We start from the raw sequence: 14,124 nt of genomic DNA, 5'->3' as shown, positions 1-14,124 counted from the left end.
TTCGTTAGCCTAACAAGCAAATATCAAAAGATACATTAATTTCTAATGAACCGCCGTGTACCGAACGGTATGCACGGTGGTGTGAGAGGACGCTAAATAAAATAATTATTTAGCTCCTACTCGATTATCAAAAGAATTAAAAGTTATAGATTTGTAAAGGTTTAATGGTATATACTAGGAATATAAGTTAATTTATAGGGGGAATAAGTGATGAAGAAAATAATAACGGTAATATTGATGCTATTTTTAATAATTCCAGCTTATAACGTAAGTGCTTCTACAGGAACCTATAGTATAGATGAAGTAAATATAGATGCAACAATAAATAAGGATGGGACCATTGATGTAGTTGAGAGTTCAATATACAATTTTGATGGAAGTTTTAATGGAATAACTAGAGATTTAAAGTTAGGCTCTGATAATAGTTATGATATTAATGAAGTCAAGGTAGTAGATTCTAATGGAAAAGAATATATTGCAACTAATTCTGATTCAGAGGAAGATAATAATTATCAAATTATTAAAGATAGTGACAAAACTCAGATAAAGTTATTCTCTAAGTCAAATAAGGAGCCTAAAACTTTTATAATTAAATATAGAATTAATAATGCTCTAAGGTCTTATGAGGGAAAGGATATTCTGAATTGGAATTTTTATACTGTAGAAAATGTAGATGAAATTTCTAAGGGAACACTAACTATAGGACTTAATAATCAAAGTATTTCTCCAGAGAATTCATCATATGAAATTTTTATGGATGGAGATTGGAATACTGAATATAAAAATAATAAAATTTTCTTGGAATTTGGAAATTTAACTTCAATATTAGGGGTTAAAGCAACATTACCAAAGGATTATTTTACTACAACGTTTAAGACTGCCACAGAGGATGAAATGAATGTAAATTTTGATAAAGGTTCAAAAACAGGAATTTTAATTGCTGGAATTGGATTTATTATAGCTATTATAGTGGCTGCGTTTATTGTTATAAAATTAGTAATACGGTCTAAGAAAGTAAAGAAATACAGAAGTCTTTACACATTTAATATTGATAACCATTATGATTCCCCACCAATGGATATATCTCCTGCATTAGTGAGCCTGATTTATAATGAAGGTAAAGTAGGAGAAAACATGATTTCTGCTACATTATTTTATCTTGCTAACAAGGGATATTTTACTATAAGTGAAAAGCAATTAGATTTATCTAATAAAAGTAAAAATGATTTAGTTTTTAAGTTTAATAGTTCAATGGATTATCCTAAAGAGGAACATTTGAAATTTTTAATTAATTGGTTTATGGGATATGGACAGGAAGAACAATTCTCATTAGGGGAAATCGCTAAAAGTTTAAAAAATACAGATATAGCAATGGAACATACTAAGAAGGAAGAGCAGTGGAAAAAAATACTTAAAAAAGATGGTCATATTTTAAATATGTTCATTAAAATTGGGTATAAAGAAGAACTTACAAATGAATTTTATAATGAACGGTTCAAGTGGATTTCTTATAAATCATTTATACAAAAGAATATAGTAACTATTTCAGAAGTTTTAACTTCAGAAGAATCAGGGGATATATTAAATTATGCGTCAGTATTAGAAGTAGATAAATTAAAGCTTGAGAATTTTGCTGAAAGATTAAGTAAGCTAGCTTTAAAAAATAGTTTTAATCAAGGAAATAATTATTGCAACTTTACTTTTTATCCGCTATTTTTCATGAATATGAGTACCATTAACAACAATGTATCTTCAACAGGAGGAGGCTTTTCAGGCGTTTCAGGTGGTGGAGGATTCTCAGGCGGAGGCGGAGGAGGCGGTGGAGCTTTCTAAAAAAATAAATCCCCAAGATTAAACTAAATTAATCTTGGGGATTATTTTTTATTTTAATTTAACAAATTCCGCAGTATTAATAGCAACTTGAACTAATGCTTCAACATCGAGTTTGCTTTCTTCTTTTTTAATAGGTTCAACCTTAGGTTTAGTTTTAGGATGTTTTGGAACAAATATTGTACAACAATCTTCAAAGGGAAGAATTGAAGTTTCAAAAGTTCCGATTTTTCTTGCAATCTCAATAATATCTTCTTTATCCATAGATATTAGAGGTCTGAATACCGGTCTATCTGAACATTCTGTACTTACTATAAGGCCATCCATAGTTTGGCTTGCAACCTGACCAATACTTTCACCAGTTGCAACAGAGTCAATGTGAAGCTTTTCGGCTAATCCACAAGCTATCCTCATCATGAATCTTCGCATTATTATTGTAAGCTCATCTTCCTTACATTTTTCGATTATACTCATTTGAATTTCTGTAAAGGACACAATATATAAATTGACCTCTTCAGTATACCCAGCTAAGATTTTTGCAAGGTCCTTAACTTTATCCTTTGCCTGTTCTGAAGTATAAGGATGACTGTGATAATAGACACAATTTAGAGCCACGCCTCGCCTTGCCATAAGATATCCGGCAACAGGAGAATCTATTCCACCTGACAGCATTAGCATTGTGCTACCATTAATTCCGTATGGAAGTCCACCTACAGCTTTGATTTTATCCTTATCAGTCCATACATAGGCATTTTCTCTTATTTCAATATGAACTTTACATTCAGGAGTTTTAACATCAACTGTTAATTCATCTGAAGAATTATGAAGTATATAAGCTCCAACAGCTCTTGAAGTATCCATAGAGTTTGAAGGGAAAGATTTATTTGCTCTGTTAGTTATAACTTTAAAGGTTTTATATGAAGTAGCATTTATTTTATTTAAAGCCTCTTCTTTAATTATATCTAAGTCTCTATCTACTTTAGTTACTACACAAACCTCTGCAATGCCGAAGACCTTTTTAATTTTGTCCACTGCCTCATCTAGTTCATCAACTTTTATAAAATATCTACCCTGGTCTAGTATGATTTCAAAGTTTAATCCATTTAGTTTAGCAGCGATATTATCTCTTAATTTTTTTTCGAATTTATTTCTATTTAGACCCTTTAGAAATATTTCAGAAGCATATTTTACTAAAATTAATTTATTCATCTCTTTAGTCTCCTTAATAATGATAATCCTTTTTTTAGGATTTCAATTGTTTTATCTATTTCCTCTATTGTGTTATCAGGTGAAAATGAAAATCTTATAGCGCCTTCAATTTCTTTTTTAGTAAGTCCCATGGCTTCAAGGACATGACTCCCAATAACTCCAGCTTTGCTTTTAGAGGTACAAGCAGAACCAGTAGAAACAAAAATATTTTCTTCGCTTAAAAAATGAAGCAATGATTCTCCTCTAACTCCTCTAAAAGATACATTTAATATATAAGGTGAAAAGTTTTCATTAATAGGACTATTAATTTTAATATCCTCAATTTCTGAAAGTTTATTTATCATATATTCTTTAATTTCATGAACCTTAGTATAGTTTTCCTTAAGGTTATTAAATTTATCCTGTGCAGCAACTGTTAAGCCCGCTATTCCAGGAAGATTTTCAGTGCCAGCTCTAAGTCCCTTTTCTTGAGCGCCACCAATAATATTTGGAATAGGTATAATTCCCTTTGCTAAATAACAAAAACCAACGCCTTTTGGACCATTAAATTTATGAGCACTAACAGATAGAGCATCAATCTTCATTTCTTTGATATCTATAGAAAGTTTACCATAACCTTGTACTGCATCAACATGAAATTTTGCTCTAGAGCTTATAGATTTTATGGCTTCACCTATTTCCTTAAGGTTTTGTATGCTGCCAATTTCATTATTTACATACATTATAGATACTAAAATTGTATCCTTAGTTAAGGAGGCTTTTAGTTCGTCTATATTTATAAGACCATTAGAATCCACAGAAAGATAAGTAATTTTTGTACCCTTATTTTCTAAATAACTAACTGTGTTTTTTACAGAGCTATGTTCAAAGGAAGTAGTTATTATATGTAGGTTTTCCTTTGCTAAGCCGCGTAATATAAAATTATTTACTTCACTTCCGCCTGATGTAAAATAAATTTCATCTTTAGAACAATTTATAGTTTTTGCAAGTGCATCTCTACATCCATTAATTTGTTTATTGCATTCTATACCAAGCTTATGTATGGATGATGCATTGGCATAAAAATTTTCCATGCTGCTACAGAGTTCTTCAATTACTCTCTTTGAAGGTTTAGTTGTAGCTGCGTTATCTAAATATATATTCATAATTGTCACCTCACTTGACAGTAATTACATATTAGTCATATCAAGAAGATAGTATAATACAAAAACGAAGCAATTTCAACTATAATTACTAATTAAAGGTATATAAAGTTAAATAATATACGAATCTATATATAAAAGATAGAATAATATGATAGTATAGAGATAAGAGTAAAATTACTCGCATGACAAAGCAGTCATAATCTTATGACTGTTTTTCTGTATTAAATATTGGAGGAACAAAATGGACGAAGGACCTGTGCTGAACGCTATTAATATTTCAAACATCTTATTATTAGTAGCATTAACATTAATTAACGCTTTTTTTGCATCAGCAGAAATGGCAATTGTTTCAGTGAATAAAAATAGAATTAGGATGTTGGCAAATGAAGGAAATAAAAGGGCAGAATCTCTTTATAAATTAATTGGGGAACCAACGAAGTTCCTATCTACTGTTCAAGTAGGTATAACTTTAGCAGGATTTTTCGCAAGTGCTTCTGCAGCAACTGCTTTTTCAGATCCATTAGGGCAAGTTTTAATAAATTTAAACATTCCCTATGGAAGTCAAATAGCTTTTGTTGGAGTTACAATAATATTATCTTATTTTACATTAGTTTTTGGAGAGCTATTTCCAAAGCGGATAGCATTAGCAAATGCTGAATCTATTTCAATGATAGTCGTAGGACCAATTTTGTTTATTTCAAAGATTTTAACACCTTTTATCAAGATTTTATCTTTGTCTACTTCTGGATTAGTAAAAATATCAGGACTTCAAAAAAAAGAACTTGAAGAAAAAGTTACAAAGGAAGAAATAAGAGCTCTTGTGCAAGAGGGAGAAATAAGTGGTTCAATAAAACAAAGTGAAATGAAAATGCTCCAGGGAGTATTTGAATTCGATGATAAGAAGGCAGAAAAGATAATGACCCCTAGAACAGATGTATATTGTATAGATATTGAAGCTAATTTAGATACATATATAGACGAGCTTCTAGAAAAAAGATATACAAGGGTTCCGGTATATGAAGAAGAAATTGATAATATTATAGGTATTCTTTATATGAAGGATTTTTTATTGGAAGCTAAGAAAAAAGGTTTTGATAATGTTATTCTTAGAGACATACTTATAGAGCCTTATTTTGTACCAGAATGTAAAAAGATACAAGAATTATTTAAGGATATGAAGGCCTCTAAAAGTAAAATGGCCATAATAATAGATGAATACGGTGGATTCTCAGGGATAATAACAACAGAGGATGTAGTTGAGGAAATCATGGGAGAAATTAATGATGAATATCAGAGCGATGATGAAGAAATAATCAAAGTTACTGATAGGACTTTCTTAGTTCATGGTAGTACTCCATTAGAAGAAATAAAAGATAAACTAGGTATTGATATTGAATCTGATGATATAGATACTATTAGTGGATTTTTAATTAATTTAATAGGTAATATTCCAATAGAGACAGAAAATAAAATTATAGAACTTAATGAAGTAACCTATAAAGTAGAAAAAGTGACGGATAAACGAATAGAGACGATAATGATAACTATTTAAAACTATTCTAAAATATAAGGAAGTATATAATGTTGGACTGTCTGAGATGATTTATTAATTTTGGATAGTCCTTTTTTAATATATAGATTTGGAGGAAAATAAAATGAGCAAAATTATTAAAGAAGTACAGGAATCATTAATAAATCTTAAGAGGGTAAAGCCCTTAGTACATTGTATAACAAATTACATAACAGCTAATGATTGTGCTAATGCTATTTTAGCTGTAGGTGGATCACCAGCCATGGCAGATGCTATTGAAGAAGTAGAGCAAATGGCAACTCAAGCACAAGCTTTAGTTCTAAATCTTGGAACTATAGCTAATGAACTTGTTGATGCTATGATTAAAGCTGGTAAGGCTGCAAATAAAGCAGGAGTTCCAGTTGTTTTTGATCCTGTTGGAGTTGGGGCAACAAACTATAGGAAGGAATCTACCTTTAGATTGTTAAAAGAAGTTAAATTTTCTGTTATAAGAGGGAATATGGCTGAAATAAAGGTTCTTTGTGGTATGGAATCAAATTCTAAGGGCGTTGACTCAGTAGAGGACGTTAAGGAAGATGCAGCAAAGGATATAGCAAGAGAGTTAGCAAAAAAATTAAATACTGTTGTTGCTATAACAGGAGTTATAGATTACATTTCTGATGGAGAAAGAGTAATTACAATTAGAAATGGTAATGAAATGCTTACAAGAGTTACAGGAACTGGATGTATGACAACTGCATTAATTGGAGCATATCTTGGTGGGGGAAGTAGTCCATTGCATTGTGCTGTTGCTGGAGTAGCTACTATGGGCATGGTTGGTGAAATAGCATTTGATAATCTAAAAGAAAATCAAGGCAGTGGAAGTTTTAGGGTTTCATTAATTGATGGAATGTATAATTTGAAGGAAGCAGACTTTCAAAATGTTGGTAAGATAAATGAATAATATTGATTATAAATTATATCTAGTTACAGATAGAGATGTATTAAAGGGCAGAAATCTTGGAAAAGCTGTCGAAGATAGCATATTAGGTGGGGCAACTATAGTTCAACTTAGAGAAAAGGATGTAACTTCGAGAGAGTTTTATGAAATAGCTCAGAGTATCAAAGCTATAACTGATAAACATAATGTGCCTTTAATCATAAATGATAGATTAGATATAGCTTTTGCTGTTGACGCTTCTGGAATTCACATAGGACAAAGTGATATGCCTTGCAACATAGCTAGAGAGGTATTAGGAAAGGATAAACTTATAGGCGTATCAGTTCATACCTTAGAGGAAGCATTAGATGCTGAGAAGGATGGTGCTGATTATCTTGGATGTGGAGCTATGTTTTCAACCTCTACAAAAAAAGATGCTACAGATGTTAGTTATGATCAGCTAAAAGAGATTAAAGCTAAGGTTAAAATTCCAGTAGTTGCAATTGGTGGCATTAATGAAAGAAATTTAGTGCAGCTAGAAGGGACAAATATAGATGGGGTAGCAATAATTTCGGCTATTTTAGGCAAAGAAAACATTAAAGAAGCGACAAAAAAGCTAAAAAGTAAAATTATATAGACTATACTAAAATAAAAGTTATTTAAATGGACAAAAAAGTCAAAAAATGATATATAATATTTATTATGTAATGGATATTAAAACAATAAAGGATGGGATTATTTTGGAAGAAATGAAAATAATTAATGAGTATGTTGAAAAGATAAGTGCAGAAATACAGGAAATGACAACAACAGCAGAAAGTCTTTATGAAAAGGTTGATATTATGAAAGATAAGGTTAATAACTTTAAGCTTTCTACAAAGCAAATAGTAGGAATTGCATCACAAACAAATATGCTTTCTTTAAATGCATCTATTGAGGCAGCTAGAGCCGGAGAAGCTGGTAAAGGCTTTGCTGTTGTAGCAACAGAAGTTAAGAAGCTATCTGACATGAGTAGTAAAGTTGCTGAATCAACAGTTAAAGATCAAAATGAAATGCTTAAAATGATTGTTGATATTTATAAGGTGGCAGATGTAGTTAACCAAAAAAGTGAAAGCTTAAAAGGAGCTATTGATAAAATATCAGCTATAGTACAAAAAGCAAATCAAAGCTAGGATGGAAAAATAGAATTAATTGTAATTAGTATAATAAAAAAAGAATTGGTATATGTTTAATAAAATGTATTGACAAATTTATAGCTTGGTTCTATTATATATATAACATGAAGCAATTGATTAAAAATTTAATATAAAAATATCTTATTAAGAGTGGTGGAGGGACTGGCCCGTTGAAACCCAGCAACCAATATAATAGTTCATTTACTATTATAGAGTAGGTGCTAAATCCTGCAGTAATAGTATATTACTGAAAGATAAGAGAATAGATTAGTTAGTGATTTTATACACTAGAGATTTATTCTCTAGTGTATTTATTTTTACTTGCTATATTCTTTTAAGGAGGAGCAAAATGATAAACATTAAAAATTTATCTAAAAGTTTTGGTGAAACAGAAGTATTAAAGGACATTTCAATAAGCATTAATAAAGGAGAAATATACGGTATAATCGGACATAGTGGGGCGGGGAAATCAACGCTACTTAGATGTATAAATAGGCTTGAATCCTATGATTCAGGAACAGTGGAGGTCATGGAAAAGGATGTATCTAACTTAAGCGAAAATGAACTTAGGGAATTTAGGAAAGATTTAGGTATGATATTTCAAAACTTTAATCTACTTAAAAGAAAAACAGTTTATGAAAATATTTCTCTGCCTCTTGAGATTTGGGGATATAGTAGGGTGAAAATAGATAGTAGAGTAAATGAATTATTAAAGTTAGTTGGTCTTAAAGATAAAGTTAATAATAAGCCAGCAGCCTTAAGCGGAGGTGAAAAACAAAGGGTAGCCATCGCAAGGGCATTAGCATTAGAACCAAAGATACTTTTATGTGATGAGGCTACATCAGCTTTGGACCCAAAGATAACTAAGGATATATTAGCTTTATTACTAAAAATTAATAGAGAATTAGGAATTACAATTATTATGGTAACTCACCAAATGGAAGTTATTAAAGATATTTGTGAGAGAGTTGCTTTAATAGATGATGGAAAAATTGAAGTTGAAGGAAAGGCTGAGGAATTATTTTTAAAGCCAGGATTATCTCTTCAAAGGTTCCTAGGAGAAAATGAAGATGAGACATTGCCTAAGGATGGAATTAATATAAAGTTATTCTTCCCAGCGAATTGCTCTGAAAATACCTTAATTACAAAGATGGCTAGAGAAACAAATGTAGATTTTTCAATAGCTTGGGGAAAACTTGAAAAGTTTAGAGAAAATGTTCTTGGAAGCCTAGTAATTAATATTGAAGAGAAAGACGAAAAATTAATATTAGACTACTTAAGGAATAAAAACATTGAATGGGAGGTAATCTAAATGTGGGAATTACTTTCAACAGTCATTAAAGAGATATTAGTAATGTGGGAATTACTTGCACCAGCTATTCTAGAGACATTATTAATGGTTATTTCGTCAACTATATTAGCCGTAATAATAGGCTTTATTCCAGCAATTATATTGACTATTACAGATGAAGATGGACTTAAACCTAATAAAGCTATATATAAATCATTAGATTTTATAGTAAACACACTAAGAAGTTTTCCATTCATTATATTAATGGTAGTAATAATACCTTTTACAAGATTAATAATGGGTACTTCATTTGGACCCTTTGCAACTATAGTACCTTTAACAATAGCTGCAGCACCCTTTGTATCAAGGGTAGTAGAATCAGCTTTAAAGGAAGTAGACCCAGGGGTAATAGAAGCGGCAAAATCCTTTGGTGCAACAAATAACCAAATTATATTTAAAGTAATGCTAAAAGAGGCAATACCATCAATAGTATCAGGTATAACACTTACATTAATTAGTATTATAGGATATTCTGCTATGGCAGGAACTATAGGTGGTGGGGGCCTTGGAGCATTAGCTGTTAGATATGGATATCAAAGATTTCAAACAGATGTAATGATAGTCACAGTAATAGTATTAATTATTATTGTTCAACTTTTACAAAGCTTAGGCAATTATTTATATAATAAATTAGCAAAATAAATTTAAAAGGAGATTTTATAATGAAAAAGACAAAAATATTATCAGTATTATTAGCAGGAACATTGGCTTTAGGGCTTATTGGATGTGGAGATAGTAAAACAGATGATAAAACAATAACAATTGGAGTATCACCTGTACCTCATAGAGAAATTGTAGATCAAATAGTTCCTATATTAGAGAAGGCAGGTTATACACTTAAAATAACAGAATTTGATGATTACGATTTACCAAATACAGCAGTTCAAGACGGAGAAATTGATGCAAATTTCTTTCAACATATTGCTTACTTAAATACAACAAACACAGAAAAGGACTATGATTTAACTTATACAGCTGAAATTCATATTGAGCCAATGGCTTTATATTCAAATACAGTTAAAAATTTAGCTGATTTAAAAGATGGAGCAACAATAGCCATTCCTAATGACACATCAAATGAAGCAAGGGCATTAAGACTTCTTCAAAGTGCTGGATTAATTAAAGTTGCTGAAGGTGAACTTATTACTCCCAAGGATATAACTGAAAATACTAAGAATTTCAAATTTACAGAGTTAGAAGCAGCGCAACTTCCAAGAACTTTAGAGGAAGTAGATGGGGCTGTTATTAATGGTAACTATGCATTACAAGCAGGCTTAGATGCTACTGTAGATGGTATATTTACAGAAGATGTTGATGATGAGTCCATTAAAAATATGAGAAACATTTTAGTAGTTAAGAAGGGAAACGAAGATTCAGAAAAGATTAAGGCTCTAACTAAGGCACTTACTTCTGATGAAGTTAAAAAGTTTATTGAAGAAAAATATAAAGGTACTGTAATTCCAGTATTTTAATTTAAATATTATAACAGATCTAATGGAGCTGTCACTAAAATGTGATAGCTCCATTATTATTTTGAGTTCATTAATTATTTTACAATTTATAAAAATAAGGTTAAAATAATATATAGTTAAGCAGTTATGGAGGAATAAATAATGAAGATATCAAAGGTTCAAGCACAACTTACTGGTAGAGATATTTTAAGTATAATAAATGAGTTTGTAGATGTTAAAGGATTAAGAGTAGATGAAATAAGTATAGATAAAGAAATAATTATAAAAGGAAACTTTACTCATGGTGTATCTCTGGATTTTGAAGGCGCTTTATCATTAGATGGGATGAAGGACGGAAAGATATATGGAAGATTTTCTAGACTAAAGATTATGAAGCTTGGAGCATTTAGAATGATAAGAAGTTTTGCACTAAAACAGGCTCTAAAGTTTTTAGAAGGTAGTGGGGTAGAAGTTAATAAAGACAGACTAATAATAGATGTTAATAAGATTCTAGATAAAAATTGCTTTGTGAGCTTGGAAATTGTAGGGGTATATTTAAAAGAAAATTTTTTGTATGCAGAAGTTGAAGAGCTAAATATATCAGTTAAGGGTGAACTTACTAAAGAAAAAATAGAGAAACCAGATGAGACTGAGATAGTTTTAGCACCTCCAATAAAAAAAATAGAGGATAGCTATACAAGTGGAAGAAAAATCCTTCTGAATAAACTGCCAAAGAGTGCGAAACTTGCTAAGGATATAATATTCATAGTACCAGATATAATTGCCTTATTAATTAGAATGCTAAAGGATCCTAGAGTTCCAATTAAAACAAAGGTAGCTTTATCAGCATCACTTGTATATATAGTGTCACCTATTGATATAATACCTGATAGGATACCTTTAATAGGTAGTATAGATGATGTAGCTGTAATATTGTTTGCACTAAATAGAATAGCAACTGATGTAGACATAACTGTAATTATGGAAAATTGGCAAGGTAATAATGAAGTATTACTAACACTAAAAAGTGGACTTAGCTATTTGATGAACTTTACTGGAGCAAAAAATGTAGAGAAAATTTATAATTTAATAGATGGACTAAGCACATTGTAGAAGGGAATTTATAATATGGCAAAATATTATTCAGTATATAGAGGGAAGTCAGGAGTTACTAAAATCCTTAGAAGTTGGGATGAATGTAAAGAAGAGGTAAAAGGATGCAAGGGAGCAATATATAAAAGCTTTAAAACAGAAAAGGAAGCTATTGAGTTTCTATCTTTAAATTCTCAGGGGAAAGTTACCTCTACAAAGAAAGGTAGCAATGAGGAAGAGTTAGATTTGGAAAATATGGGTTTAGTAATATATGTTGATGGGAGCTTTTCTTTAGAAAAAAACAATTATTCCTATGGATTAGTTGCTATAAATAATGGAGAGGTAATTCATGAAGAATCTGGAGCTGGTGAAGATGAAGATGCTGTTTTATTACGCAATGTAGCTGGAGAAATATTAGGCTCTTTAAAAGCAGCTGAATATACTATTAAAAATGGATTTAAAGAGGTTGTTATAATTTATGATTATAAAGGGATAGAATGTTGGGCTCTTGGAACATGGAAAAGAAATAAGGAACTCACACAAAATTATAATAAAACAATGCAAGAAAATATGAAAAAAGTAAAAATTACATTCTTAAAGGTTAAGGGACATTCGGGAGATAAATATAATGATATAGCAGATAAACTAGCAAAAAGAATTCTGGGAATTATTTCATAGGGTAAAAAATCTAATACTGCACAATATAAATAAAGAATATTTAAAAATAATTATTAAGAGGTGTCGTATATGAATAGGTACATTAATGGAATGATTGCTGGAATAGTTGTTGGAGCTACCGTGGGAATAATGGTTTTACCCCAACTAGATAGAAAAACTCAAAAATCAGTAAGAAGAGCAGGGAAAAAAATAATTGATATTGCAGAAGATTCTTATGATAGCGTACGTGAAATGATTTAGGCAATGAGATTGTAAAATAGAGTCGAAAGACTCTATTTTTTTATAATAAATTAGTAATTATAACGACTTATTAAGGGCTTTTCACTAAAATTATTACATTTTGTTGCTTACTTTTACAAAATTATGATATAATTTAGTTATTAAACATAGAAATTATTTTAATTGGTAATAATACAAAAAAAGGTGAGGGTGTAATGGAAATTCTGTCATTAGGTGAAAAGATAAAAACAAAGAGAAAAGAATTAAATATGACATTGAAGGATTTAGCAAAGAATAGAATTACCCCTGGGCAGATAAGTTTAGTAGAATCAGGAAGATCCAATCCATCAATGGATTTATTAGAATATTTATCTGTAAATTTAAAGACTACTGTAGAATATTTAATGGAATCAGAAGAAAGCCAAGCTGAAACCATAAGTACGTATTATTTGCAAATGGCAGAATCTTATATAATAAGTGGAAATTTAAATTCGGCAGAAGAGTATATAGAAAAATCTTTAGTATATGTTGAGAAATATAATTTAGAGTATAGGAAAGGTAAAATACTTTTTTTATGTGCAAAAATAAATATTTATAATGGAGAATTTGCATTGGCACAACAATTTTTTCTATCAGCTAATGTAATTTTTGTTAGAAATAATAAGCATGAAGAAATAGTACAAATCTTCTTAAATCTAGGAATTATAACTTTAAGATTAAAAGCCTATCATTCAGCCAATAGTTATTTAAGGCAAGCAGAGAAGGTTTATTTGGATAATAATATAGGGGATGAATATATTATTGGAGAAATATATTATTATATGGCAAAAACTTTTTTTGCAGTTGAAAATAAAGCAAAGGCAAAGGAATATACAAATCTAGCTAAGAATAAATTTAATGGAGTTTATGATAAAGAAAAATATGCAGAGTCATTACTTCGAATTTCTGAAGAATATAATAAAAAAGATGATTTAGTAAATGCTCTAAAGTATTCTAATAAGACCTTAGAGGTATATGAAGAAATAAGTCATTTGAAAAATATTTCTAAAATAGAAAATAATTTAGGTAAGCTATTTTATAATTTCGAAAACATAGGAGAATCTTTTAAAAGATATGATTTAGCAAAAGAAGCTGTTTCTAAAAAAGATAAAAATGAAAGAGTAGAAACAATCTTAAATATTTGTAAGAATCATATTAAACTAAAGAATATAGTTGAATGTGAAGCACTTCTTAAAGAGGTATATCACCAAATTACAGAAGATAATATTGAAGGAAAGATTGAGTATAACTTGATTAGAAGCAGAGTACACATGATTGAGCAACAATTCGATGAGGCAGAAAGTGTTTTAATTCAGACTTATAAGTATGCAAAGGAAAAAGATATGTCAAAGAGAACAGGTGAATTAGCTATTATGCTTGGAAAACATTTTATGGATATGAAACAAATGGAAAGCGCAACGGAATACTTAGAACAAGGTGTAGCTATATTCAAAGAACTTGGAATTATAGAAAACTAAAATAAGA

The 14,124-nt window shown here is 30.0% G+C and carries 14 protein-coding genes and 1 riboswitch; of the genes, 12 read left to right on the top strand and 2 right to left on the bottom strand.

Translation table 11 applies throughout. From position 1 onward, the window contains the following. Positions 1-210: 210 nt before the first annotated feature. Positions 211-1,833 (top strand): DUF2207 domain-containing protein, encoded by a 1,623-nt coding sequence (locus tag CLVI_RS09235; protein ID WP_106059841.1) that lies wholly within the window; start codon positions 211-213, stop codon positions 1,831-1,833. A 48-nt stretch (positions 1,834-1,881) separates the two neighbouring features. On the opposite strand, the gene thiI is transcribed toward CLVI_RS09235, so the two are convergent. After that, on the bottom strand, positions 1,882-3,039 hold the full coding sequence (gene thiI / locus CLVI_RS09230) for a tRNA uracil 4-sulfurtransferase ThiI (protein WP_106059840.1): 1,158 nt from the start codon (positions 3,037-3,039) through the stop codon (positions 1,882-1,884). After that, a complete protein-coding gene (locus tag CLVI_RS09225) occupies positions 3,036-4,184 on the bottom strand; it encodes a cysteine desulfurase family protein (RefSeq protein WP_106059839.1) in 1,149 nt (382 codons plus the stop codon). The genes thiI and CLVI_RS09225 overlap by 4 nt, the downstream gene beginning before the upstream one ends. A 241-nt stretch (positions 4,185-4,425) precedes the next feature. Here CLVI_RS09225 and CLVI_RS09220 point away from each other — a divergent pair, with 241 nt between their 5' ends. The 11 genes from CLVI_RS09220 to CLVI_RS09175 all read left to right on the top strand — a co-directional run bounded on the left by CLVI_RS09220 (position 4,426) and on the right by CLVI_RS09175 (position 14,117). Continuing rightward, positions 4,426-5,736, top strand: a complete 1,311-nt coding sequence (locus tag CLVI_RS09220) for a hemolysin family protein (protein WP_106059838.1) — start codon at positions 4,426-4,428, stop codon at positions 5,734-5,736. Between the two features lie 103 nt (positions 5,737-5,839). Further along, complete coding sequence (gene thiM / locus CLVI_RS09215) at positions 5,840-6,658, top strand: hydroxyethylthiazole kinase (protein ID WP_106059837.1); 819 nt, start codon at positions 5,840-5,842, stop codon at positions 6,656-6,658. Then, positions 6,651-7,271 carry a thiamine phosphate synthase gene (gene thiE, locus CLVI_RS09210; RefSeq protein WP_106059836.1) on the top strand — a complete coding sequence of 207 codons (621 nt, stop codon included), beginning with the start codon at positions 6,651-6,653 and terminating at the stop codon, positions 7,269-7,271. Before thiM ends, thiE begins: the two co-directional genes overlap by 8 nt. Positions 7,272-7,341: 70 nt before the next feature. Further along, positions 7,342-7,806: a methyl-accepting chemotaxis protein gene (locus CLVI_RS09205; protein ID WP_278320516.1), complete on the top strand. Its 465-nt coding sequence runs from the start codon at positions 7,342-7,344 to the stop codon at positions 7,804-7,806. A gap of 141 nt (positions 7,807-7,947) precedes the next feature. Beyond that, positions 7,948-8,070, top strand: a riboswitch (SAM riboswitch). A gap of 88 nt (positions 8,071-8,158) precedes the next feature. Beyond that, entirely contained in the window at positions 8,159-9,121 is a 963-nt protein-coding gene (locus CLVI_RS09200; protein WP_106059834.1) for a methionine ABC transporter ATP-binding protein, read from the top strand. Between the two features lie 42 nt (positions 9,122-9,163). Beyond that, a complete protein-coding gene (locus CLVI_RS09195) occupies positions 9,164-9,802 on the top strand; it encodes a methionine ABC transporter permease (RefSeq protein ID WP_106059843.1) in 639 nt (212 codons plus the stop codon). Positions 9,803-9,822: 20 nt separating this feature from the next. Beyond that, a complete protein-coding gene (locus tag CLVI_RS09190; protein WP_106059833.1) occupies positions 9,823-10,632 on the top strand; it encodes a MetQ/NlpA family ABC transporter substrate-binding protein in 810 nt (269 codons plus the stop codon). 141 nt (positions 10,633-10,773) lie between these two features. After that, entirely contained in the window at positions 10,774-11,724 is a 951-nt protein-coding gene (locus CLVI_RS09185; RefSeq protein WP_106059832.1) for a YkvA family protein, read from the top strand. Positions 11,725-11,739: 15 nt separating this feature from the next. After that, the gene (locus CLVI_RS09180; RefSeq protein ID WP_106059831.1) at positions 11,740-12,381 is read left to right on the top strand and encodes a ribonuclease H1 domain-containing protein; all 642 of its coding nucleotides are present in this window, start codon (positions 11,740-11,742) and stop codon (positions 12,379-12,381) included. A gap of 69 nt (positions 12,382-12,450) precedes the next feature. Further along, complete coding sequence (locus CLVI_RS17270; protein WP_146127319.1) at positions 12,451-12,621, top strand: YtxH domain-containing protein; 171 nt, start codon at positions 12,451-12,453, stop codon at positions 12,619-12,621. Between the two features lie 194 nt (positions 12,622-12,815). Continuing rightward, positions 12,816-14,117: a helix-turn-helix domain-containing protein gene (locus CLVI_RS09175; RefSeq protein ID WP_106059830.1), complete on the top strand. Its 1,302-nt coding sequence runs from the start codon at positions 12,816-12,818 to the stop codon at positions 14,115-14,117. Positions 14,118-14,124: the final 7 nt, after the last annotated feature.

Source organism: Clostridium vincentii (assembly GCF_002995745.1).
Taxonomy (GTDB): Bacteria; Bacillota; Clostridia; order Clostridiales; family Clostridiaceae; genus Clostridium; species Clostridium vincentii.
Note: the sequence above shows the minus strand (reverse complement) of the source record. Positions and strands in the feature narration are given on the sequence as shown.

Bases quoted from the DNA above. Each gene is read 5' to 3' on its own strand.
- CLVI_RS09235 (WP_106059841.1), top strand. From the start codon at position 211: ATGAAGAAAATAATAACGGTAATATTGATGCTATTTTTAATAATTCCA.
- thiI (WP_106059840.1), bottom strand. From the start codon at position 3,039: ATGAATAAATTAATTTTAGTAAAATATGCTTCTGAAATATTTCTAAAG.
- CLVI_RS09225 (WP_106059839.1), bottom strand. From the start codon at position 4,184: ATGAATATATATTTAGATAACGCAGCTACAACTAAACCTTCAAAGAGA.
- CLVI_RS09220 (WP_106059838.1), top strand. From the start codon at position 4,426: ATGGACGAAGGACCTGTGCTGAACGCTATTAATATTTCAAACATCTTA.
- thiM (WP_106059837.1), top strand. From the start codon at position 5,840: ATGAGCAAAATTATTAAAGAAGTACAGGAATCATTAATAAATCTTAAG.
- thiE (WP_106059836.1), top strand. From the start codon at position 6,651: ATGAATAATATTGATTATAAATTATATCTAGTTACAGATAGAGATGTA.
- CLVI_RS09205 (WP_278320516.1), top strand. From the start codon at position 7,342: ATGGATATTAAAACAATAAAGGATGGGATTATTTTGGAAGAAATGAAA.
- CLVI_RS09200 (WP_106059834.1), top strand. From the start codon at position 8,159: ATGATAAACATTAAAAATTTATCTAAAAGTTTTGGTGAAACAGAAGTA.
- CLVI_RS09195 (WP_106059843.1), top strand. From the start codon at position 9,164: ATGTGGGAATTACTTGCACCAGCTATTCTAGAGACATTATTAATGGTT.
- CLVI_RS09190 (WP_106059833.1), top strand. From the start codon at position 9,823: ATGAAAAAGACAAAAATATTATCAGTATTATTAGCAGGAACATTGGCT.
- CLVI_RS09185 (WP_106059832.1), top strand. From the start codon at position 10,774: ATGAAGATATCAAAGGTTCAAGCACAACTTACTGGTAGAGATATTTTA.
- CLVI_RS09180 (WP_106059831.1), top strand. From the start codon at position 11,740: ATGGCAAAATATTATTCAGTATATAGAGGGAAGTCAGGAGTTACTAAA.
- CLVI_RS17270 (WP_146127319.1), top strand. From the start codon at position 12,451: ATGAATAGGTACATTAATGGAATGATTGCTGGAATAGTTGTTGGAGCT.
- CLVI_RS09175 (WP_106059830.1), top strand. From the start codon at position 12,816: ATGGAAATTCTGTCATTAGGTGAAAAGATAAAAACAAAGAGAAAAGAA.